Here is a 21707-nt window from a genome sequence, read left to right as displayed (position 1 = left end):
GGGCCTGGACGAGCTGGCCGGTCCTGTCGGCCTCGCCGACCGCCGCCTGGGCGAGGCCGGTCGAGCCCTGGACCTGGCGGCCGATCTCCTGGACCGAGGCGCCGAGCTCTTCGGCGGCGGCCGCGACCGTGCCGACATTCGAGGCCGCCTCCTCGGCGGCGGCGGCGACCGCGGTCGATTGCGAGGCGGTCTGGGTCGCGGTGGCGGTCATCGTGCCGGCGGTGGCCTGCAGCTCGGTGGCCGAGGACGACACCAGGCCGACGATCCCGCCGACCGCCCGCTCGAACCCGTCGGCGAGCTCCGTCATCGTGCGCTTGCGCTCGGCGGCGGCCGCCGCCTCGGCCAGGCGCTCGATCTCCGCCTGCTCGGCGGCCTTGCGGGCGACCATGTCGCGGATGCCCTCGACCGCGCGGCCCACGGCACCGATCTCGTCGCCGCGCGCCGCCTCGGTGATCGCGGCATCGGCGTCCCCCTGCGCCATGCGCCGGAGCACGCCGACGAGGCGCCCGAGGGGCCGCGTGATGCCGAAGACCACGATCGCCACCGCGAGCGCCAGGGCGGCGAAGAGCCCGCCGGCCGCGGCGCCGACGAGGACGGTCCCGGCCTCGGCGGCGGACCGGTCGGCGTTGTCGCTCGCCCGCTTGAGTTCCGCCGTCAGGAGGTCGATGCGCTTCTGCACGAGGTCGCGAACCTTCCGCCGCACCGGGGCGGCGTCGACCAGCAGGATCTTGCTGGCCGCCTCGTTGTCGTTCTTGAGCCCCAGCACGTTCGCCCGCTCGGAGATCGTGAAGAACTCGGCCATGGTCTCCCGCAGCGTCGTGTTCGCGGCCCTGCGCTCCGGCGAATCGGACAGGGCGATCAGCGTGTCGGCGCTGGCAAGGGCAGAAGCCTTGGCGGCATCGTAGCGCTGCTTGTAGCCGGCCATTTCCTCCTGGCGGAACTCCATGGCGATGTTCCGGCTCAGGATGCTGGCCTCGTTCACCGAGATCTGCACGTTCATGATGTTCTGCAGGCGCGTCATCTGCACATCGACCAGCTGACGCGCCTGGACGGCCATCTGCGCCAAGCTGCTCCGCGCATAGAGGGCGAGCCCGCCGGCCACCACCGCCACGATGACCAGCGGCAGCACCGCCTTGACCAGGATCCGCGCGTTGCCGAGGAGATTCATCGATGTCGTCCAACAATAATGTAGCTCTCGAAATACCTCAGAAGCGAGTAAACAAATATTGAAAACGACCCGTCGCGCCCGGTGCGCCACGGGACTTAACGAGTTAGCGCTCGTTCACGCCGGTCGGTGCGTGCCGTCGCGCAACGGCCCCGTCCGGTCTCGGGTCCGCGGCCGCCGCCCCGCGCGCCTCGGCCACGGTCATGGCCCGGTAGGCCTCGACGGCGGCGCCGGCGTGCTCGGGCGTCAGGGCGGGTCCGGAGCGCGCGCGCAGGAAGGCGCCGAGGGTGGAGAGCCGCAGGCCCGCCGCGCGCACGAGCAGCGCCAGCCCGGCCGGGTTTTGCGCGCGATAGGTCGACTCGGCCCGCTCGGGCGCGCAGCCGGCGAGGTGGGCGAGCCCGAGGAGCGCCTCGGCGGTCCGGCCCTCGGCGAGCCAGAGGCGGATGTCGGCCTCCTCGAGCCCGAGGCGGATCCGCAGGGCGACCGCCTCGAGCGCCCGCCGCTGCGGGCCCGGACGCTCAGGCTCCCGGCGCCGCAGCAGGGCGGCGCGCTGGGTGGGGCGCAGGCCCGGCCGGGCGTCGAGCCCGCGGGCGAGGCCGTCCCGGTCCTGCATCCGCTCCGACAGCAGCGAGAGCGCGGAGAGCGAGAGTTGCGCGCCCGGATTGCGCAGGAGCGTGCCCATCACCGACTCGTCGCCGCGGTCGGCCAGGATGTCGGCGACCCGGACCGCCACCGTCTCGCGCCGGGCGATGGCCGCGAGATGCGCCGGCCCCCGGCTGCGGGCGACCCGCAGCAGAACCTCCTCGGGCAGCGCCGCGCAGCGCGCGAGCACCGGCACCGCGACGCTGGCCTCGGGATCCCAGGCGAGATGCCGCGTGAGCCGGCGCGGCGGGCGGGGCAGCGGGCCGACCCGCCGGGCGAGGCGCCCGCGCGATTGCGTGCCGGCGCCCTCGGCCAGCACCGTCATCACCTCGTCGAAGGCGCCGACCTGCGAGGCCGAGAGGTCGCCGGCCCGGGCCACCAGCAGGTCGGTCATGTCGGCGAGGATGCGGGCGGCGTCGCTCCCGGGCGCGATCCGCTCGGCGGCCTCGACGAGGTCGGCCAGGGCTGCGGCGCCGGACCGCGCCGGCGTAGTCTCGGATAGGAGGAGCGCGGCCGACGCCATCGGGTAAGGACTTCCTGTCGCGAACGCTGCGGCAACCGTAGCGGCCCGATGGTTACCCGCGGCTTAGCGGATCCGCGCGGCCGCGCGTGCGGCCCTTGCCCTTTCTCCAGAACCTGCTATAGGCCGCGCCTCGCGTTCGCTCCGGCCGGGGGCTGAACGGACGGTGTCGGGTCTCTCACCCGCCACAGGGGTTCGCCCCGTCGTCCCGTGTCTCCGCCTTCGAACAACCGCTCGGGCCTTTGCAGGCTCGAAGGGCTTGGCGCCGTGCGACGCGAGGACGAACCGGCCCGATACCAGAACCGCTTTCCCGCGTCTTCAGGTAGCGGGCCTAGTCTCCCTGAGAAAGGCCCATCATGGCTCTGTACGAGCATGTGTTCCTGGCTCGCCAGGACGTGACCTCGCAGCAGGTCGAAACGATGATCGAGACCTACAAGTCCGTCATCGAGCAGAACGGCGGCAAGGTCGAGAAGACCGAGATGTGGGGCGTGAAGTCCCTCGCCTACCGCATCCGCAAGAACCGCAAGGCGCACTTCACCCTCCTGAACATCGACGCTCCCCCGGCGGCCCTCGCCGAGATGGAGCGCCAGATGCGCATCTCCGAGGACGTGCTGCGCTTCATGACCGTGCGCGTCGAGGAGCTCGAGTCCGAGCCGTCCGCGATGATGCAGAAGCGCGACCGCGACGAGCGCAAGGACCGCGAGCGCGGCCGTCGCCGTGACGACGACGGCTTCGGCGGCGGCTTCGGCGGCGGTGATCGCCCCGAGCGCGGCGACCGTGCCGATCGCGGCGACCGTCCGGAGCGCGCCGAGCGCGCCGAGCGCAACACGAACGAGGAGCAGTAAGCCATGGCTTTCGGTGCTGGTGGCGGCGGTGGCCGTCGTCCGTTCTTCCGTCGGCGCAAGACCTGCCCGTTCTCGGGCCCCAACGCCCCGAAGATCGACTACAAGGACGTGAAGCTGCTCTCGCGCTACGTGTCCGAGCGCGGCAAGATCGTGCCCTCGCGCATCACCGCGGTGTCGGCCAAGAAGCAGCGCGAGCTCGCCCAGGCGATCAAGCGCGCCCGCTTCCTGGGCTTCCTGCCCTACGTGATCCGCTAATCGACTGATCAACAACCCGGCGGCCGCGTGCCGCCGGGTCGCTGGGGCGACGAAAGACGCCTCTAACCCCGCCCGGACCGGGCGGCGGGACAGCGGACAGGGTTCCATGCTTCGTCACACCGGCATCGGCGTCGTCGCCGGCCTCGCCTCGGCGCTCCTGATCGGGGTCGTCGTCCAGGCGACGCCGCTCGCGCTTGCGCTCTACCTGCTCGCCCCGCTGCCGATCCTGATCGTGGCGATGGGCTGGAGCCACCGGACCGGCCTCGTCGCCGCCGCATCCGGCACGCTCGCCCTCGCCCTCGTCACCTCCCCCCTGCGCGGCCTCGCCTTCCTGGTCTCGACCGCGCTGCCCGCCTGGTGGCTCGGCTACCTCGCGCTGCTGGGCCGCGAGACGGCACCCGGCCGGATGGAATGGTACCCGACCGGGCGGCTGCTGGCCTGGGTCGCCGTCACGGCGGCCGTCGCCCTCGTCGTCGTGGTGATGCTCTCATCCGGCGACCACGCCGCCTACCAGGAGCGGGTCCAGCGCCTCGCCCGGGCGATGCTGCAGCTCCAGCTGCAGGAGACCCCCTCCCGCGGCGCCGGCCTCGACGAGGACGACCTCGCCCGCATCGCCGAGCGGGTCGCCGGCCTCGCCCCCGCCATCATGGCGACGACCTTCACGCTGCTCCTGACCTTCTACCTCTGGGCCGGCGCCCGGGTGGTGCAGATCTCCGGCCGGCTGCCGCGGCCCTGGCCCGACCTCGCCGCCACCGCGCTGCCGCGCCGCGCGCTCTGGGGCCTCGCCGCCGGGGCGATCCTGACGGTGGCGCCGGGCTATGCCGGCGCCTTCGGGGTCGCGCTCGTCGGCGCCTTCGCGGCCGCCCTGGCGCTTCAGGGCCTCGCGGCGATCCACGACCGCAGCCGGGCCAAGCCCGGCCGCACGCCGCTGCTGATCGGCCTCTACGTGCTGGTCTTCCTCACGCAGGGGGTGGCCCTCGCCGCCCTCGCCCTGTTCGGCCTCGTCGACGCCCTCACGGGACGGCGCCGGCCCGCCCAGGCCCCGCCGGCGACCTGAGCGACAAGCGAATCCCCGGCCCGCCCAGGCGGTCCGGATCCCCGGCGGCGGAAACGCTCCGCCATCACCACCCAGGGGGCCCGTGCGGCCTCCCCAGACGAAGGACAACGACGATGGACGTGATCCTGCTCGAGCGCGTGGCCAAGCTCGGCCAGATGGGCGAGACCGTGAAGGTGCGCCCGGGCTTCGCCCGCAACTACCTGCTCGCCCGCGGCAAGGCCCTGCGCGCCACGGAAGGCAACAAGAAGCGCTTCGAGGACCAGCGCGCCCAGCTCGAGGCCCGCAACCTCGAGCGCCGCGCCGAGGCCGAGAAGGTCGGCGAGACCCTCAACGGCAAGAGCTTCGTGCTGATCCGCCAGGCCGGCGAGTCCGGCGTGCTGTACGGCTCGGTCTCCCCGCGCGACCTCGCCGAGGTGGTGACCCAGGACGGCTTCACCATCAGCCGCGACCAGTTCAGCATCGCCCAGCCGATCAAGACGCTCGGCCTGCACACCGTCCCGGTGGTGCTGCACCCCGAGGTCGAGGTCTCGGTGACCGTCAACATCGCCCGCAGCCCCGAGGAGGCCGAGCGCCAGGCCCGCGGCGAGTCGACCACGACCCGCGAGGAGTTCAACCTCGACGACCTCGGCCTTGAGGTCGGCGCCGCCCTGGCCGAGGCCGGCCCGGACGCGGACGACCGCTGATATCCCCGAAAGTTCTCCCGCCCCACGGCGGGAGAACCGGGACAGCGGGGACAAGCCCGGGCTTCGGGCTTGACTTGTTCCCATTTTGTTCCAGCATGACGGGGTCCGCGGCGCGAGTCGCGGGCCCCGTCCTCGTTTCGGGAGCCGGCAACGGGCTTCCGGGCAAGGCTCGGTTAAGCAAGGTTCGGTCAAGGATGCCGGTGCGCTGGTCGCGGCAGCGGCTATGATCCGACACCCGTACTTCCGCGTCTCACCCCTCTCGCCTGGAGCCCCGCCGGATGGCCATCCCCAGCACCCTGACGGCGAACCTCGAGCCGGTGCAGCAGGAATACCGCGTCGCCCCCCACAACATCGACGCCGAGCAGGCGCTGCTCGGCGCGATCCTGGTCAACAACGACGCGTTCTACCGGGTCTCGGACTTCCTGCTCCCCGAGCACTTCATGGAGGAGGTGCACCGGCGGATCTACGAGGTGTCGATCACGCTGATCAAGGCCGGCAAGCTCGCGAGCCCGATCACCCTCAAGACCTATCTCGGCGACGCCGACCTCGGCGGCCTCACCGTCGGCCAGTACCTCGCGCGGCTCGCCGCCGAGGCCTCGACGGTCATCAACTCCGAGCATTACGGCCGCACGATCTACGACCTGGCGCTCCGCCGGCGGCTCATCACCATCGGCGAGGACCTGGTCAACGGCGCCTACGAGGCCCCGGTCGAGACCTCGCCGCGCGAGCAGATCGAGGCGACCGAGCGCCGGCTCTACGAGCTCGCCGAGACCGGCAAGTACGACGGCGGCTTCCAGAAATTCTCCGACGCCCTGACGGCGGCGGTCGACATGGCGGCCAAGGCCTACCAGCGCGAGGGGCGGCTCTCGGGCATCGCCACCGGCCTGTCGGACCTCGACGCCAAGATGGGCGGCCTGCAGGCCTCGGACCTGATCATCCTGGCCGGCCGTCCCGGCATGGGCAAGACCTCGCTCGCCACCAACATCGCGTTCAACATCGCCAAGGCCTATGTCGGCGAGAAGCAGCCCGACGGCTCGATCGCGACGAAGAACGGCGGCATCGTCGGCTTCTTCTCGCTCGAGATGTCGGCCGAGCAGCTCGCCACCCGTATCATCGCCGAGCAATCGGGCGTCGCCTCCTACAAGATCCGCCGCGGCGACATCCGGCCCGAGGAGTTCTACAAGATCACCGACGCCGCCCGGGACATGCAGACGATCCCGTTCTACATCGACCAGACCGGCGGCATCTCGATCGCCCAGCTGGCGGCCCGGGCGCGGCGGCTGAAGCGCCAGCGCGGCCTCGACCTCCTCGTCGTCGACTATCTCCAGCTGCTCTCAGGCTCGTCCAAGAAGGGCGAGAACCGGGTGCAGGAGATGACCGAGATCACCACCGGCATGAAGGCGCTCGCCAAGGAGCTGGCGGTGCCGATCGTCGCCCTGTCGCAGCTCTCGCGCCAGGTCGAGGCCCGCGACGACAAGCGGCCCCAGCTCTCGGATCTACGCGAATCGGGCTCGATCGAGCAGGACGCCGACGTGGTGATGTTCGTGTTCCGCGAGGAATACTACGTCAAGAACAAGAAGCCGCGCGAGGGCACCGAGGAGTTCTTCACCTGGGAGGCCGAGATGAACCGCGTCTACGGCAAGGCCGAGGTGATCCTGGGCAAGCAGCGCCACGGCCCCACCGGCACCGTCGAACTGCAGTTCGACGCCGAGATCACCCGGTTCTCGAACCTCGCCCAGACCGACCGGCTGCCCGACAACCACTGACGGGTCGGCCATCGCCTCGGGCCGGCTCGACCCCGCACGCGAACCCGAGGCGGTCAGCCTGCCGGGCGAATGCCTTCGTGAATGGTCGGGCCATACCGCTTCCGGAGGATTTTCTTCCGGAAGCGGTATGGCTAGATCATTTTCCGACGAAGTGGATGCCGGCTCGATGAAGAAAATACGGAAAAATACAAGACATAGAAAGCTTCGCGATTGCAGCGCGATCGGGAAGCGCTCTATCCCGCGCGGCGCATGAGCGAAGCCGGTTTACGTATCGCGAAGTGACCGGACGGAAATCGTGTCCGCCCCGCGACCACGTGACCGCGCCCGTGATCGACGCACCCCACGCCGGTCTCGCGCAGGGAGTCGATCACCGTCTTGGGACCGCGCCGGCCGCTCGACGAGCGCACACGCCTTCGTGGCGGTCAGGCGTCGACCGATGCGAGGGCAGCCGGGGCGTGGTGGTCGAGCCTCGGCGACACCGCGCCCCGGACCGTGAGCCGACCCGCGACGAGATGACGGCTCGCAACCGTGCCGACACGGCTACGATCGCTGCCGCCGTCCCGTGGCTCGGGTCACCGGCCGTGCGGCCTACCGCACCATCGCCAGCGGCGCGCCGGACTTCGACAAGGCGCCGTCCATCGCCCCGCCCGCCGGGCGCAGCCGCGCCGCCACCGTGCCGCCGGGCTGGTAGAGGTAGACCTCGCCGTCGCGGTAGTCCCAGGCGGTGACCTTGGCGAGGTCCTTGTTGGCGCAGCCCGCGGACGAGGCCTTGTAGAGGTCGAGCGCCGGGGTGCTGGCGAGGTTCACCTTGCAGCTCGCGCCGGTCGCGTCCTTGGCGGTCCAGCCGCCGACCACCGCCGAGCGGCCGCCGGTCGAGACCACAGGAGGGGCGGGCGGCGGTGCGATCGCGGCCTGCTGCTGCACCGGCGGCGGCGGGCTCGGCTCGGCCATGATCGGTCCGGACGGGTTGGCGACGACCGGCGCACCGGCCGCGCCCGGCGGCGGGGCGAGCGGCGCCGAGGTGACCGGGCCGGAGGACAGGCCGGGGCCGAGATCCGGCTCCTCGGGCGGCAGCGGCCGGGCGACCCGCGGGGCCGGCCGGACCGGGGCGCTCAAGGCCGCGGTGTCGAAGCGCGACGAGGAGCAGGCGCCGGCGCTGGCGGCAAGCGCCAGGGCGGCGACGGTGCAGAGGATCTGACGCGGCATCGAAGGGTCCTGCAGGGGGCCTGGTGTCGAGGTCGTTGGTCCCCGGCAAATACGATCCCGCAAAGGCGGGCACAGGTCTTTCCCCAACGACAAAGGCGCCCGAAGGCGCCTTTTCGAGGGGGTGTGGCCGACAGGACCCAGTCGGCCACCCCGATGCGTTCGCGCGGGAGGATCAGACCTCGCGGGCCACCATCATCTTCTTGATCTCGGCGATCGCCTTCGCCGGGTTCAGGCCCTTCGGGCAGGTGTTGGCGCAGTTCATGATGGTGTGGCAGCGGTACAGCCGGAACGGGTCGTGCAGGCTGTCGAGGCGCTCGCCGGTGTTCTCGTCTCGGCTGTCGATCAGCCAGCGATAGGCCTGGAGCAGGGCCGCCGGGCCGAGGAAGCGGTCGCCGTTCCACCAGTAGCTCGGGCACGAGGTGGTGCAGCAGGCGCACAGGATGCACTCGTAGAGCCCGTCGAGCCGCGCGCGGTCCTCGGGGGTCTGGCGCCACTCCTTCTCGGGCGACGGCGTCTCGGTCTGCAGCCACGGCTCGATCGCGGCGTGCTGGGCGAAGAACGAGGTCAGGTCGGGGACCAGATCCTTCAGCACCGGCATGTGCGGCAGGGGGTAGATCTTGACTTGGGCAGACTTGCAGTCGTCGATGCCGAGCGTGCAGGCCAGCGTGTTCTGCCCCATGATGTTCATGGCGCAGGAGCCGCAGATGCCCTCGCGGCACGAGCGCCGGAAGGTCAGGGTCGGGTCGATCTTGTTCTTGATCCAGAGCAGCGCGTCGAGGACCATCGGGCCGCAATCGTCGCGATCGACGTAGTAGGTGTCGATCCGCGGATTGGCGCCGTCGTCCTCGTTCCAGCGGTAGATCCGGAACTCCTGGACGTTCTTGGCGCCGGCCGGCTTCGGCCAGGTCTTGCCCTCGGTGTACTGAGAGCCTTTGGGAAGGTTGAACTGGGCCATCTGTCTATGCCTGATCGATGCGGTCAACCCGAGGGAGCGAAGGCGGATGGGCCCGCCCGCGACGGCCGGATTGCGGAAGATGCGGGCGGAGGGACCGCCGAGTGCGGCGCGACCGGCCGGCCCGCTGCGCGGGGACGGCCGGTCGTCATCATCAGTACACGCGGGCCTTCGGCTCGATATACGCGATGTCGTTCGACATCGTGTAGGTGTGGACCGGCCGGTAATCGATCGCGACCTTGCGGGCATCGGGGTCGAGCCAGGCGAGCGTGTGCTTCATCCACTGCTTGTCGTCGCGGTCCGGGAAGTCCTCGCGGGCATGCGCGCCGCGCGACTCGGTCCGGTTGGCGGCCGATTCCATGGTGACGACGGCCTGGCCGATCAGGTTGTCGTATTCCAGGGTCTCCAGGAGGTCGGTGTTCCAGACCAGCGAGCGGTCGGTGATCTTCACGTCGTCGGTGCCGGCCCAGACCTTGTTGATCAGGCCCCTGCCCTCCTCCAGCACCTCGCCGGTGCGGAACACGGCGCAGTTGTTCTGCATCGTCTTCTGCATCTCGAGGCGCAGCTCCGCGGTCGGCGTGCCGCCGTTGGCGTAGCGGAAGCGGTCGAGGCGCGAGAGCGCCTTGTCGGCGGAGTCCTTCGGCAGTTCCGGCAGGCGGCCGCCCTTCTCCACCGTCTCGGCGCAGCGCAGGCCCGCGGCGCGGCCGAACACCACGAGGTCGATGAGCGAGTTCGAGCCCAGGCGGTTGGCGCCGTGGACCGACACGCAGGCCGCCTCGCCGATCGCCATCAGGCCCGGCACCACGTGGTCCGGGTTGCCGTTCTTCAGGGTCAGCACCTCGCCGTGGAAGTTCGTCGGGATGCCGCCCATGTTGTAGTGGACGGTCGGGATGACCGGGATCGGCTCCTTGGTCACGTCGACGCCGGCGAAGATCTTCGCGCTCTCCGAGATGCCGGGCAGGCGCTCGTGCAGGATCTTCGGGTCGAGGTGGTCGAGGTGGAGGAAGATGTGGTCCTTGCCCTTGCCGACGCCACGGCCGGCGCGGATCTCCATGGTCATGGAGCGGGAGACCACGTCGCGCGAGGCGAGGTCTTTGGCCGAGGGGGCGTAGCGCTCCATGAAGCGCTCACCCTCGGAATTCGTCAGGTAGCCGCCCTCGCCGCGCGAGCCCTCGGTGATGAGGCAGCCGGCGCCGTAGATGCCGGTCGGGTGGAACTGGACGAACTCCATGTCCTCGAGCGCCAGGCCCGCGCGCAGCACCATGGCGTTGCCGTCGCCGGTGCAGGTATGGGCCGAGGTCGCCGAGAAGTAGGCCCGGCCGTAGCCGCCGGTGGCCAGCACCGTCGTGGCGGCGCGGAAGCGGTGGATCTCGCCGGTCGCCTGGTCGATGGCGATGACGCCGCGGCAGCGGCCCTCCTCGTCCATGATCAGGTCGAGGGCGAAGTACTCGATGAAGAAGTTGGTCTGCGCCTTCACGGCCTGGCCGTAGAGGGTGTGCAGCATGGCGTGGCCGGTGCGGTCGGCCGCCGCGCAGGTGCGCTGGGCGGTGCCCTTGCCGTAATCGGTGGTCATGCCGCCGAACGGGCGCTGGTAGATCTTGCCCTCGGCCGTGCGCGAGAACGGCACGCCCCAATGCTCGAGCTCGTAGACCGCGGCCGGCGCGTTGCGCACCAGGTACTCGATCGCGTCCTGGTCGCCGAGCCAGTCCGACCCCTTCACGGTGTCGTACATGTGCCAGCGCCAGTCGTCCGGCCCCATGTTGCCGAGCGAGGCCGAGATGCCGCCCTGCGCCGCCACGGTGTGCGAGCGGGTCGGGAACACCTTGGTGATGCAGGCCGTGCGCAGGCCCGCCTGCGAGCAGCCGACGGTAGCGCGCAGGCCCGCGCCGCCCGCGCCGACGATCACGACGTCGAAGCTGTGGTCGATGATGGTGTACGCCTTGCCGTTCTGGGCCGGCGCGGCGGAAGCGGTGGAGGCCATGGGCGAGGTTCCCGTATCTGGCGTGACGCGGTCTGCCGTTACACGAAGGCCCGCAGGCTCACGCGCACGATGGCGTAGAGGCAGGCGACCGCGACGACGACGCAGTAGAAGTTGTTGGCGATGACCGCGGCGATGCGCAGGCCCTTGTCGTGGACGTAGTCCTCGATGACGATCTGCAGGCCCATCCGCATGTGGTTGGTGACCGAGAGGACGCCAAGGATGAGCAGGATCGCCACCAGCGGGTGCGACACCAGGGCGGCCGCCTCCGGGTAGGGCCGGCCGGCCATCATGGCGACGATCACCACGAAGGCGAGGACGAGGGGCACGTTGGCGACCGCGGTGACGCGGTGCATCCACCACTCGCGGGTGCCGTGATGCGCCGGTCCCAGGCCGCTGATGCGGGCGCGGGCGGTGCGGATCGAGGGACGGGGTTCGGCCATCGTGTCGGTCTCCCTCTTCAGCGGGCCAGCAGGGCGACGAACCAGATCACCAGCGTTAGCGCGGTCGAGCCCACCAGGGTGAGGCGCGCCATCGCGATGCGGGTGCCGGGCTCCATGCCGTGGCCGAAATCCCAGACCAGGTGGCGGATTCCGCCGAGCATGTGGTGCAGCAGGATCCAGGTATAGACGAACAGGATCAGCCGCCCGAGGATCGAGCCGAAGAACCACGCCACCGGGCCGTAGGCGCCGGGGCCCGCGGCGAGCGCGACCAGCCAGAGCGCGAGCAACGCCGTGCCGCCGTAGAGCGCGACGCCGGTGATGCGGTGGGCCACCGACATCGCCATGGTCCAGGTCCAGCGGTAGATCTGGAGATGGGGCGAGAGCGGTCGCACGACCGGCCTGCCGGCGGGGTTGGTGGGCCTTGCGGTGTCCGCCATCGTGATCCTCGAACGATTCCTGGTCTGTACCGGCTCTAAACTGGGTCACCTATCGGCTCCGCCGCGCGAGCGCAACGTGGCCGCCGGTCCACACGCGTGACACAAGCCGCGACCTGTCTCTCTGGAATGCGTCCAGTTCGCAATGCGATTCTCGTTGACCCAGCCTTCGCGAACCGCGAAGGCCAAACCCGCCCCTGGTCATCGTGGTCCGCCCCGGTCTACCTTCGTGGTCGGCGAAACGTTCGGCCGAAGACAGGGCCGCCGGACGCCTCGCGGGGGCGCCATGCACTTCGATCTCGTCGATCTCAGCCTGTTTCGCCACGTCGTCGAGGCGGGATCGATCACCCACGGGGCGAACCGGGCGAACCTGGCGCTTGCCGCGGCGAGCCACCGCATCCGCACCATGGAGGCGTCGCTCGGCGCCGCCCTGCTGGTCCGGGCCCGGCTCGGCGTCACGCCGACCCCCGCCGGGCGCACGCTGCTGGCCCACGCCCGCCAGATCCTCGGCAACGTCGAGCGCCTGCAGGGCGACCTTGCCGCCTTCGCGGGCGGGGCTGCAGGGCAGATCCGCGTCCTGTCGAACACCAACGCCCTGACCGAGTTCCTGCCGGAGGTGCTCTCGGCCTACCTCGCCCGGCATCCGGGGGTGAGCGTCGACATCGAGGAGCGGCTCTCCGACGAGATCGTCGGTCTCGTGGCGGAAGGTGCGGCGGATCTCGGCCTCGTCGCCGGCACGGTCGAGACCGGCAGCCTCGAGACCTACCCGTTCCGCCGCGACCGCTTCGTCCTGGTGGTGGCGGCGGGCCACCCGCTGGCGGCGCGGCCGTCCGTGCCCTTCGCGGAGGTGCTGGGCCACGACCTCGTCGGGCTCGACCGGGCGAGCGCGCTCACCCGCTTCCTCGCCGCCAAGGCCGGACGCAGCGGCCAGCCCCTGCGCCTGCGGGTGCAGCTGCGCGGCTTCGACGCGGTCTGCCGCCTGGTCGAGTGCGGCGTCGGCCTCGGCATCGTGCCGGAGACGACCGCGCGCCGGGCCGCCCGCACCATGGCGATCGCCCCGGTCGCCCTCGATGACCCCTGGGCGGTGCGCGACCTCACGATCTGCGTACGGGACCTCGCCGCCCTCCCCCCGTTCGCACAGGATTTCGTCGCCGACCTGCGGCTGCCGGGGGCCTCAGCGGATTTCGCCGAAGCGGTCGCCGGTTCGGCGCCGAAAATCTGCGACACAACAAGAATTTGAGCGGGCGAAGCGTTGGCCCGCCAACGCAAGTCTGCCTAGGACGCCCGCCCGCCGCGGGGGATCGCCGGGTCCGGGGCCCTGCACACCCGGCCCGTCCTCGGGTAAGACTGCGTCACCCCGAGCCAGCGAACGAGGCGGACGACCCCACCCCATGCAGGACACCGACCGCCCGCCCGAGCCCGCCGCCCTGGTCGATGCCGAGGCGCATTCCGCCGGCTTCCGGCAGGTGCGCGAGGCGCGCCGGCTCGAGCTGGTCGAGGATTACGTCGAGCTGATCGCCGACCTGATCGGCGACGGCGGCGAGGCGCGCCAAGTCGACATCGCGGCCCGCCTCGGCGTCGCCCAGCCGACGGTGGCCAAGATGCTCAAGCGCCTGGCCGAGGACGGGCTGGTGCAGCAGCGGCCCTATCGCGGGGTCTTCCTCACCGAGGCCGGCCGGACGCTGGCCGCGGAGGCGCGGGAGCGCCACCGCATCGTCGAGTCGTTCCTGCTGGCGCTCGGCGTCAGCCCCGACGTGGCGCGCTGCGACGCCGAGGGCATCGAGCACCACGTCAGCCGCGAGACCCTGGAGGCGTTCCGCCGCTTCACCGCCGCCCGGACCGACGCCTGACGCCGCGGGACCGGCGCGCGGGCGCACCGGTCCTCGGGGACGACAGCGGGATGAGGGCGGGCCGCGGCGGGGCCCGGTCAGGCCGCCCGCATGCTGCGCAGGAAGGCCTCCGTCTGGGCGTTCAGCTCGCGCGAGCGCTCGGAGACCTGCGACGAGGCGCTCATCACCCGCGTCGCGGTCTCGCCGGTCTCGGCGGCCGAGGCCGAGACGCCGGCGGTGCCGGCCATCACGTCGCCGGCGCCGGCGGCCGCCTGGGCGACGTTGCGGACGATCTCCTGGGTCGCGGCGTTCTGCTCCTCGACCGCGGCGGCGATGGTGGTCGTGACGCTGCTGATCTCGCGGATCCGCGCGCCGAACCCGCCGATCGCCGAGACCGCCTGGGCGGTCGAATCCTGGATCCGGGAGATCTGCGCCGAGATCTCGTCGGTCGCCTTGGCGGTCTGGTTGGCGAGTTCCTTCACCTCGGCGGCGACGACCGCGAAGCCGCGGCCTGCCTCGCCGGCCCGCGCCGCCTCGATGGTGGCGTTGAGCGCCAAGAGGTTGGTCTGCCCGGCGATCGACGAGATCAGGCTCACCACGTCGCCGATCTTGCTCACCGCGCCGCTCAATTCCTGCACCAGGCGCGCGGTTGAATCCGCCTCGACCACGGCCGCCTCGGCGAGGCTCGCCGAGCCCTGGACCTGGCGGCCGATCTCGTTGACCGAGCTGCCGAGTTCCTCGGAGGCCGCCGCGACGGTGCCGATGTTGCTCGACGTCTGCTGGGCCGACCCCGCGACCTCCGTCGAGCGGGCGCTGGTCTGGCTCGCCGTGCCGGCCATCGAGGAGGCCGCGCCGTTCATCTCGGCGGCGGCGTTCGACAGGGCGGCAAGCAGGGCCGAGGAATCCCGGGTGAAGCCGGCGACCAGTTCCTCCAGGCGCCTGGCCCGTTCCTCGTCGCGCAGCTTGATGGTCGTCTCCTCGTCGATGTCGACGAGCGAGCCGCAGATCCGGACCGGAACGCCGTTGGCGTCGTAGGCGGCGCCGCCCGTGGCGCGGAACCAGCGCGGCGTCCCGTCCGGCATCACGATCCGGTAGCGGACGTCGTAGGCACCCTGGTTCTTGACGTCCTTGATCGCCGCCGCGAAGGCGCTCATGATCCGCTCGACATCCTCGGAGTAGATCCGGCTCGACCAGGATTCCAGGGTGTCCGGGTAGTCCTCGATCGTCTTGTAGCCGACGACACGCCGGAATTCCGGCGTCCAGGTCACTTTGGTCTTCGGATGGGTCAGGTCGCCCTTGAACGGGATGACCTCCCAGAGCCCCACACCGGCGCGCGTCGCCAGAAGTTCGAGAAATCCGTCTTTGCGGGAAAAGCGCGTCAGCATGGGGTCGTCCGATCGTTCCTGGACAGATCTTACCGACGACCGATGAACGACGCGTTACGTCACGGCACGATGGTGTTGCCGGCTCATCCCGACCGCTCCTGCCGAGAACGGCCGGCCCGACGGCGGGAGCGGGCGCCGTCCTCGCCGGCGCCCGCGGAAACTGCCTCAGCGCGGCATCAGCGCCCAGTAATCGAGGTCGAGGATCACCGCCGGGTCGTAGCCCTCCCCCGCCTTGTCCGGGTAGGCGGCGCAGGGCTGGTTCTTGGTCGCGACGGTGCGCAGGCGCAGCGCCCCGACATCGTCGCGCCCGGGAAGCTCCGCCACCGCCAGGACCTCGCTCCAGGCATAGACCGTGTCGCCGGCAAACAGCGGCGCGACGTGGCGGCCGGCATTGATGCCGGCGATCGAGAAGGCGTTGCCGAACCCGTTGAAGCTGAGTGCCCGGGCGAGCGAGATGACGTGGCCGCCATAGATCAGCCGCTTGCCGAAGCGGGTGTCCTTGGCCGCAAAGCCGTCGAAATGGACCTTGGCGGTGTTCTGGAACAGCCGGGTGGCGATCTGGTGCTCGGCCTCCTCGACGGTCATGCCGTCGACGTGGTCGATGCGCTCGCCCACCGCGTAGTCGCCGAGGCGGTGCGGGCTGCCGGCGAGGCCGAGATCGTAGGCGGCCGCGTCCAGGGGCGGCAGGGCGGCGGCCAGTTCCTCGGGCGCCACCGCCTTGGCCAGCGTCGGCACGGCCTCGACAGCGATGACCGCCTCCGGGTCGCGCTTGCGCACCAGCACCCAGCGGCAATAGCTCAGCACCGCTTGCCCGGCGGCGTCGGTGCCGGTGGACCGGACATAGACCACGCCGGTCTGGCGGTTCGAGCTCTCCTTGAGGCCGATCACCTCCGAGACCGTGTTCAGGGTCTCGCCCGGATAGACCGGCCGCAGGAAGCGCCCCTCGGCGTAGCCGAGATTGGCGACCGCGTTGAGCGAGATGTCCGGCACGGTCTTGCCGAACACGACGTGGAAGACCAGCAGGTCGTCGAGGGGGGCTCGGGCGTAGCCGAAGGCCGACGCGAAGGCGTCCGAGGACTGCACCGCGAAGCGCGGGCCGTAGAGCGCGGTGTAGAGCGCCACGTCGCCCGTGGTCACGGTGCGCGGCGTGGCGTGGCGGATGGTCTCCCCGAGGCGGAAATCCTCGAAGAAACGGCCCGGATTGGTCTTCATCGTCGCCCTCTCGTGCAAGAGCCCGCCGGGCGCGCGGGCGCCGGGCAGGCTCCGGGATTCGTTCCGTGCGGCCGGGACGGGGCCGGCCGGTGACGTCGACGGGGATTTGAGGGTCAGCCCCGCCCCACGGTCAAGCCCCACCGCAGCCCAAGGGTCCGAAGGGAGCCCGGGGTCGGAGGGACGTGCGGTGTCCCGGATCAGGGATCGGTCAGGGTCTCGAGACGTCGCGCGAGAGCCGGTCCGTCGCCGGTGATGCGGAAAAGCTTGATCCGGGCCGTGGCGCCGGCCGCGAGCGTCACCGCCGAGGCCGGGAGGCCGAGCGCGCGCCGCAGCACGTCCCGGATCGCGGCATTGGCGGCGCCGTCCTCCGGCGCCGCCCGCACCCGTACCTTCAGCACGGGCAATCCGTCGTCCCGGGTCTCGATGCCGTCGAGGGCATCGCGCCCGCCGCGCGGGGTGGCCCGGACCCGGACCTCGATCCCCCCGGCGGTCGCCCGCCAGGGCCGGGCGTCCATCGCCGGCCTACGCCAGGCCGGCGAGCAGCTCGAACATTAGGTTGCGCAGGAAGAACAGGCCCAGCACCAGGATGATCGGCGAGATGTCGATGCCGCCGAGGTTGGGCAGGATGCGCCGGATCGGCCGCAGGGCCGGCTCGGTCACCCGGAACAGGAACTCCCCGATCTGCGAGACGATCGGGTTGCGCACGTTGACCACGTTGAAGGTCACCAGCCAGCTCAGCACGGCGCTGGCGATCAGGAGGTACACGTAGAGCGTGATGATGTTGTCGATGAGCCAGAGGATCGAGCGCATGCGTGGTCCGTGCGAGCCCGGGGCGCCCGCGCGCAGTCGCGACGCGGCCGTGCCACCAAGGGAATTGACAGGCTGAGAAGGGCCGGCCTACAAGGCACCCGCCTCGGACGGGGCTGTAGCTCAGATGGGAGAGCGCCGCAATCGCACTGCGGAGGTCAGGGGTTCGAATCCCCTCAGCTCCACCAGGCCTGCCTCGCGTGGTTAACGCTGGGTTGGTCGGATGAAGAGGTCAGGTGGCGAAGGCCACCGGGTAGTGACATCGCTCCGGCGATATGACATATGCCCGCTCACGGCGGGGCTGTAGCTCAGATGGGAGAGCGCCGCAATCGCACTGCGGAGGTCAGGGGTTCGAATCCCCTCAGCTCCACCAAACCTTCTTTGGTGGATACCGGCCTCGACTTTGATCGGGGTGGGACGAACCGGGAGCGGCGCAAGCCGTAGCCCGGTTTTTTCGTTTTCAGGCCGTGCCGGCCGGATGCGCTCCTGTTGCTGCGCGAGAGCCCGTCCCTCCACGGCCGGGACCGGTTCCACTTCACGGCGTTCGAGCCCTCGGGAGGGAGCCGGTGCCGGGCCCCACCCGGCGGGACCGGGCGCGAAGCGCGAGCAGGGGACCGCTCCCCCGATCACCCACGACGAGAGTTAGCCCAAAGGAACCGGGGGCGCCCAGCCGAGCGGCCAAGATTGAGCTTGACCTGCCCGATCGGCATGTAAGAACGGTTGCCGTTCCTCAGGGATAGGGCGGCGATCACTCACCAGACCCGACATCGCCCGGGCCGCCCGCGCCCTCCCGGACGAGCGGACCCCCGGTCGGGGAAGGCACGCCATGGATTACCAATACGTCGACGGCCGGCTCCATGTGCGCCGCACCGACGAGGAGAAGAAGCCGATCCTGCAGCGCCTCAAGCGCATCGAGGGACAGGTGCGCGGCCTCCAGGCGATGGTCCAGGAGGACCGCTACTGCCTCGACGAGGTGCAGCAGATGAACGCCATCACGGCCGCGGTGCGCGAGGCGGTGCTGCAGCTCATCAGCTCGCACCTCGACGCCTCGGTCGACTACGCGGCGAAATCCGACGATCGCTAAGGCGCCATCGAGGAGATGGTGCGGGTCCTGCGCGCGGCCCTGCGCCAGTCGTGAGCCCCTGCAGGCGGACGGGCGGCGCCCCGCGCTGTCCGGTCGCCCTGGCGGTGCGGGAGCGCGGGCTTATCTAGGCTCCAAGTCCGGCGCCCGGCCCCGTCCGCGCGCATCCTCGCACGAGCCCCGTCCCGCATGTCCGCCTCCGACAGCGAAGCCAATCGCTTCTCCGCCCGCGCCGCCCGCTACGCGAAGGTCGGCGCCAACGTGGGCGGCGTCGCCGCCCGGATGGCCGGCGCGCGGCTCCTCGGCCGCAAGGGCGAGGACGTGTCCAGCGCCGCCGCCCTCGCCCAGGCGCTGGGCGGCCTCAAGGGGCCGATCATGAAGGTGGCGCAGCTGCTCGCCACCGTGCCGGACCTGCTGCCGCCCGAATACGCCGCCGAGCTGCAGAAGCTGCAATCCGAGGCGCCGCCGATGGGCGCGGCCTTCGTCAAGCGCCGCATGGCCGCCGAGCTGGGACCGCAATGGAAGGAGCGCTTCGGCGCGTTCGACCTGCGCCCGGCGGCGGCCGCCTCCCTCGGCCAGGTCCACCGGGCCGAGACGCTGGACGGCGTGGCGCTCGCCTGCAAGCTGCAGTACCCGGACATGCAATCCGCCGTCGAGGCGGACCTCAAGCAGCTCGAGCTCGCCTTCGCCCTGCACCGGCGTATCAGCGCGGTGATCGACACCCGCGAGATCGCCAAGGAGATCGGCGACCGGGTCCGGGAGGAGCTCGACTACACCCGCGAGGCCCGGAACGCCGCCCTCTACGCCGACGTGCTCCAGGGCGTCGAGACGGTGCGGGTCCCGGTCGTCTTCCCCGACCTCTCGACCAGGCGCCTGCTCACGCAGGGCTGGCTCGAGGGCGAGAAGATCCTGAACTTCACCGGCGGGCCGCTGGAGGTGCGCAACCGCCTCGCCCACGCGATGTTCCAGGCCTGGTGGCACCCCTTCAGCCGTGCCGCGGTGATCCACGGCGACCCGCACCTGGGCAACTACACGGTCTTCTCCGAGGGCGGCGAGCCGCAGGGCATCAACCTGCTCGATTACGGCTGCATCCGCATCTTCCACCCCCGCTTCGTCGGCGGCGTGGTCGACCTCTACAAGGGGCTCCTGCACGACGACCAGGCGCGCGTCGTCCACGCCTACGAAAGCTGGGGGTTCCGCAACCTCACCCGCGACCTCGTCGACACCCTCAACATCTGGGCCCGCTTCATCTACGGGCCGCTGCTAGAGGACCGGGTCCGCACGGTGGCGGACGGCGTCAAGCCGAGCGAGTACGGCCGCCGCCAGGCCTTCGAGGTTCACCGTGCCCTCAAGGAGCGCGGGCCCGTCACGGTGCCGCGGGAATTCGTGTTCATGGACCGGGCCGCGGTGGGCCTCGGCGCGGTTTTCCTGCACCTGCGCTCGGAATTGAACTACCACCGCCTCTTCGAGGCGCAGATCGACCGCTTCTCCCTCGACGATCTCGCCGCCCGCCAGCACGCGGCACTCGAGAAGGCCGGCCTGCCGCAACCGGCCTGAGGCCGGGGGCGCGGGACTTCGATTTGGAAAAAGGTGCGGATCCGCACCTCCGGCCGGTGGCCGGGGGTGACCCGACACCGGGCCGGATCGTTCGCCCAGCCGTGAAAATCGAGATATCGCAACGGCTTGCCCGGGAACGAGCGGGCCGTTCCGTCGCGCGCGGACCGCATATCGGCTGATTGCCGGGACCTTGAGCATGCGCTAAAGCCCGGCCAACGAGCACAAGACGGGGTCTACCGCATCATGGCCGACATCAATCACGCCACCGACTCCGCCTACAGCCCGGAGATGGACGGCCCGACCCACGAGGCCACCTATCGGGGCTTCGTGCGCTTCGTCGAGATCGCCACCACCGTCGTGATCTGCTGGGTCCTGTCGCTTGCCGTCGGCGGCGTGCGCGAGGCCTGGATCACCGCGATCGTCGGCGTCGTTCTGGGCGGCATCGGCGGGGCCGTCGGCGCCCTCTCCCCGGCGATCGGCTGGCGCGCGCCCGCCGTCGTGGCGGTGCTGCTCGCCCTCATGCTCGCCTTCTACTGAGGCGGCGGGCGGCCCGCCCGCCCCTCCCCTTTCACGCGCCGAAAGATTGCGCGTGACTTAATGGTTAAAGATTTGTAACCAGAGCCGTCCCTTCTGCCGGGGGGACGGCTTTACAGTTGTGGGGCAGGCGTGGCCTTGTACACACCGCCCGCAAGGGGGGATCGGCGCACCGCGCCGTGTAAACGACCAAAGGAAGTCTGAATGCGGATCGCGGTCCTATCCGAGACCGATCCGGCGGAGCCGCGGGTCGCGGCAGTCCCGGAAACGGTGAAGAAGTACAAGGCTCTCGGGGCCGAGGTGACGGTGCAGTCCGGCGCGGGCCTGAAAGCCGGCGTGCCGGATGCCGAGTACGAGGCCGCCGGCGCCTCGATCGCGCCCGACGCCAAGGCCGCGGCCGACGGGGCGGACATCGTGCTCAGGGTGCGCCGTCCCGCCGCCGAGGAGCTGCCCGCGCTCAAGCGCGGCGCGATCGTGATCGCCATCATGGACCCCTACGGCCACGAGGCCGAGGTCAAGGCGATGGCCGATGCCGGCGTCTCGGCGATCGCCATGGAGCTGATGCCCCGCATCACCCGCGCCCAGGTGATGGACGTGCTCTCGAGCCAGGCCAACCTCGCGGGCTACCGCGCCGTGGTCGACGGCGCCGCCGTCTACGGCCGCGCGCTGCCGATGATGATGACCGCGGCCGGCACCGTGCCGGCGGCCCGCATCTTCGTGATGGGCGCCGGCGTCGCCGGGCTGCAGGCCATCGCCACCGCCCGCCGCATGGGCGCGGTGGTGACCGCCACCGACGTGCGGCCCGCCGCCAAGGAGCAGGTCGAGTCGCTGGGCGCCAAGTTCGTCGCCGTCGAGGACGACGAGTTCAAGCAGGCCGAGACCGCCGGCGGCTACGCCAAGGAGATGTCGGCCGAGTACAAGAAGAAGCAGGCCGAGCTGGTCGCGAGCCACATCGCCAAGCAGGACATCGTGGTCACCACCGCGCTGATCCCCGGCCGGCCGGCGCCGAAGCTCGTCACCGCCGACATGGTGGCGGCGATGCGTCCGGGCTCGGTCCTCGTCGACCTCGCGGTCGAGCGCGGCGGCAACGTCGAGGGCGTCAAGGCCGACGAGGTCGTGGAGACCGAGAAGGGCGTGAAGATCGTCGGCTACGCCAACGTGCCGGGCCGTCTCGCCGCCACCTCGTCGAGCCTCTACGCCCGCAACCTCTACGCCTTCGTCGAGACCCTGGTCGACAAGACCTCGAAGGCGCTGGCGGTGAAGTGGGACGACGAGCTCGTCAAGGCGACCTGCCTGACCCGCGACGGCGCCGTCGTCCACCCGAACTTCCAGCCCAAGGCCGCCTGAGCCCGCCGG

General features: G+C 71.0%; 22 protein-coding genes and 2 tRNA genes. 13 read left to right on the top strand and 11 right to left on the bottom strand.

Annotated elements, in window-relative coordinates:
- Positions 1-1168 (bottom strand): HAMP domain-containing protein (locus tag HPY23_RS24240; RefSeq protein ID WP_200649685.1); only part of this gene is annotated, 1168 nt, incomplete at its 3' end.
- A gap of 103 nt (positions 1169-1271) precedes the next feature.
- Entirely contained in the window at positions 1272-2330 is a 1059-nt protein-coding gene (locus HPY23_RS24235; protein WP_091888333.1) for a DUF2336 domain-containing protein, read from the bottom strand.
- 353 nt (positions 2331-2683) lie between these two features.
- Here HPY23_RS24235 and rpsF point away from each other — a divergent pair, with 353 nt between their 5' ends.
- The 5 genes from rpsF to HPY23_RS24210 all read left to right on the top strand — a co-directional run bounded on the left by rpsF (position 2684) and on the right by HPY23_RS24210 (position 6933).
- On the top strand, positions 2684-3172 hold the full coding sequence (rpsF, locus tag HPY23_RS24230; protein WP_091888331.1) for a 30S ribosomal protein S6: 489 nt from the start codon (positions 2684-2686) through the stop codon (positions 3170-3172).
- Positions 3173-3175: 3 nt separating this feature from the next.
- Positions 3176-3427 carry a 30S ribosomal protein S18 gene (rpsR, locus tag HPY23_RS24225; RefSeq protein WP_012332436.1) on the top strand — a complete coding sequence of 84 codons (252 nt, stop codon included), beginning with the start codon at positions 3176-3178 and terminating at the stop codon, positions 3425-3427.
- A gap of 106 nt (positions 3428-3533) precedes the next feature.
- Positions 3534-4484, top strand: coding sequence for a DUF2232 domain-containing protein (locus HPY23_RS24220; protein WP_091888329.1), 951 nt, complete (start codon positions 3534-3536; stop codon positions 4482-4484).
- Positions 4485-4597: 113 nt separating this feature from the next.
- Positions 4598-5167 carry a 50S ribosomal protein L9 gene (gene rplI, locus HPY23_RS24215; protein WP_060848650.1) on the top strand — a complete coding sequence of 190 codons (570 nt, stop codon included), beginning with the start codon at positions 4598-4600 and terminating at the stop codon, positions 5165-5167.
- Between the two features lie 278 nt (positions 5168-5445).
- Positions 5446-6933 (top strand): replicative DNA helicase, encoded by a 1488-nt coding sequence (locus HPY23_RS24210; RefSeq protein ID WP_060848649.1) that lies wholly within the window; start codon positions 5446-5448, stop codon positions 6931-6933.
- Between the two features lie 588 nt (positions 6934-7521).
- Here HPY23_RS24210 and HPY23_RS24205 read toward each other — a convergent pair.
- From HPY23_RS24205 to sdhC, 5 genes are all read right to left on the bottom strand, one after another.
- Positions 7522-8139, bottom strand: coding sequence for an AprI/Inh family metalloprotease inhibitor (locus HPY23_RS24205; RefSeq protein WP_060848648.1), 618 nt, complete (start codon positions 8137-8139; stop codon positions 7522-7524).
- A 172-nt stretch (positions 8140-8311) separates the two neighbouring features.
- Positions 8312-9094, bottom strand: a complete 783-nt coding sequence (locus HPY23_RS24200) for a succinate dehydrogenase iron-sulfur subunit (RefSeq protein ID WP_091888328.1) — start codon at positions 9092-9094, stop codon at positions 8312-8314.
- 151 nt (positions 9095-9245) lie between these two features.
- The gene (gene sdhA, locus HPY23_RS24195; protein ID WP_091888325.1) at positions 9246-11072 is read right to left on the bottom strand and encodes a succinate dehydrogenase flavoprotein subunit; all 1827 of its coding nucleotides are present in this window, start codon (positions 11070-11072) and stop codon (positions 9246-9248) included.
- Positions 11073-11110: 38 nt separating this feature from the next.
- Positions 11111-11512, bottom strand: coding sequence for a succinate dehydrogenase, hydrophobic membrane anchor protein (gene sdhD, locus HPY23_RS24190; protein ID WP_060848644.1), 402 nt, complete (start codon positions 11510-11512; stop codon positions 11111-11113).
- 17 nt (positions 11513-11529) lie between these two features.
- On the bottom strand, positions 11530-11949 hold the full coding sequence (sdhC, locus tag HPY23_RS24185) for a succinate dehydrogenase, cytochrome b556 subunit (protein ID WP_060848643.1): 420 nt from the start codon (positions 11947-11949) through the stop codon (positions 11530-11532).
- Between the two features lie 283 nt (positions 11950-12232).
- Between sdhC and HPY23_RS24180 the strand changes: the two genes are divergently transcribed.
- Both HPY23_RS24180 and mntR read left to right on the top strand, forming a co-directional pair.
- Positions 12233-13186, top strand: a complete 954-nt coding sequence (locus HPY23_RS24180) for a LysR family transcriptional regulator (RefSeq protein ID WP_091888323.1) — start codon at positions 12233-12235, stop codon at positions 13184-13186.
- Between the two features lie 151 nt (positions 13187-13337).
- Complete coding sequence (gene mntR, locus HPY23_RS24175; RefSeq protein WP_060848641.1) at positions 13338-13796, top strand: manganese-binding transcriptional regulator MntR; 459 nt, start codon at positions 13338-13340, stop codon at positions 13794-13796.
- Positions 13797-13873: 77 nt separating this feature from the next.
- On the opposite strand, the gene HPY23_RS24170 is transcribed toward mntR, so the two are convergent.
- The 4 genes from HPY23_RS24170 to HPY23_RS24155 all read right to left on the bottom strand — a co-directional run bounded on the left by HPY23_RS24170 (position 13874) and on the right by HPY23_RS24155 (position 17182).
- Positions 13874-15160, bottom strand: a complete 1287-nt coding sequence (locus HPY23_RS24170; protein ID WP_060848640.1) for a methyl-accepting chemotaxis protein — start codon at positions 15158-15160, stop codon at positions 13874-13876.
- A gap of 165 nt (positions 15161-15325) precedes the next feature.
- Entirely contained in the window at positions 15326-16372 is a 1047-nt protein-coding gene (locus HPY23_RS24165; RefSeq protein WP_091888321.1) for a MaoC family dehydratase, read from the bottom strand.
- A gap of 197 nt (positions 16373-16569) precedes the next feature.
- Positions 16570-16887 carry a DUF167 family protein gene (locus tag HPY23_RS24160; RefSeq protein ID WP_060848639.1) on the bottom strand — a complete coding sequence of 106 codons (318 nt, stop codon included), beginning with the start codon at positions 16885-16887 and terminating at the stop codon, positions 16570-16572.
- A 7-nt stretch (positions 16888-16894) separates the two neighbouring features.
- Positions 16895-17182, bottom strand: a complete 288-nt coding sequence (locus HPY23_RS24155) for a YggT family protein (RefSeq protein WP_060848638.1) — start codon at positions 17180-17182, stop codon at positions 16895-16897.
- 109 nt (positions 17183-17291) lie between these two features.
- On the opposite strand from HPY23_RS24155, the gene HPY23_RS24150 reads away from it, so the two are divergent.
- The 6 genes from HPY23_RS24150 (at position 17292) to HPY23_RS24125 (ending at position 21698) form a co-directional block, all read left to right on the top strand.
- A tRNA-Ala gene (locus HPY23_RS24150) sits at positions 17292-17367 on the top strand.
- 109 nt (positions 17368-17476) lie between these two features.
- Positions 17477-17552, top strand: a tRNA-Ala gene (locus HPY23_RS24145).
- A 453-nt stretch (positions 17553-18005) separates the two neighbouring features.
- Positions 18006-18263 (top strand): metal-sensitive transcriptional regulator, encoded by a 258-nt coding sequence (locus HPY23_RS24140; RefSeq protein WP_200601722.1) that lies wholly within the window; start codon positions 18006-18008, stop codon positions 18261-18263.
- 186 nt (positions 18264-18449) lie between these two features.
- Positions 18450-19817 carry an ABC1 kinase family protein gene (locus HPY23_RS24135; protein WP_060848636.1) on the top strand — a complete coding sequence of 456 codons (1368 nt, stop codon included), beginning with the start codon at positions 18450-18452 and terminating at the stop codon, positions 19815-19817.
- A gap of 243 nt (positions 19818-20060) precedes the next feature.
- Positions 20061-20354, top strand: coding sequence for an aa3-type cytochrome c oxidase subunit IV (locus HPY23_RS24130; RefSeq protein WP_060848635.1), 294 nt, complete (start codon positions 20061-20063; stop codon positions 20352-20354).
- A 201-nt stretch (positions 20355-20555) separates the two neighbouring features.
- Positions 20556-21698: a Re/Si-specific NAD(P)(+) transhydrogenase subunit alpha gene (locus HPY23_RS24125; RefSeq protein WP_060848634.1), complete on the top strand. Its 1143-nt coding sequence runs from the start codon at positions 20556-20558 to the stop codon at positions 21696-21698.
- Positions 21699-21707: the final 9 nt, after the last annotated feature.

The sequence above is a fragment of the Methylobacterium ajmalii genome, from assembly GCF_016613415.1.
Taxonomy (GTDB): Bacteria; Pseudomonadota; Alphaproteobacteria; order Rhizobiales; family Beijerinckiaceae; genus Methylobacterium; species Methylobacterium ajmalii.
Note: the sequence above shows the minus strand (reverse complement) of the source record. Positions and strands in the feature narration are given on the sequence as shown.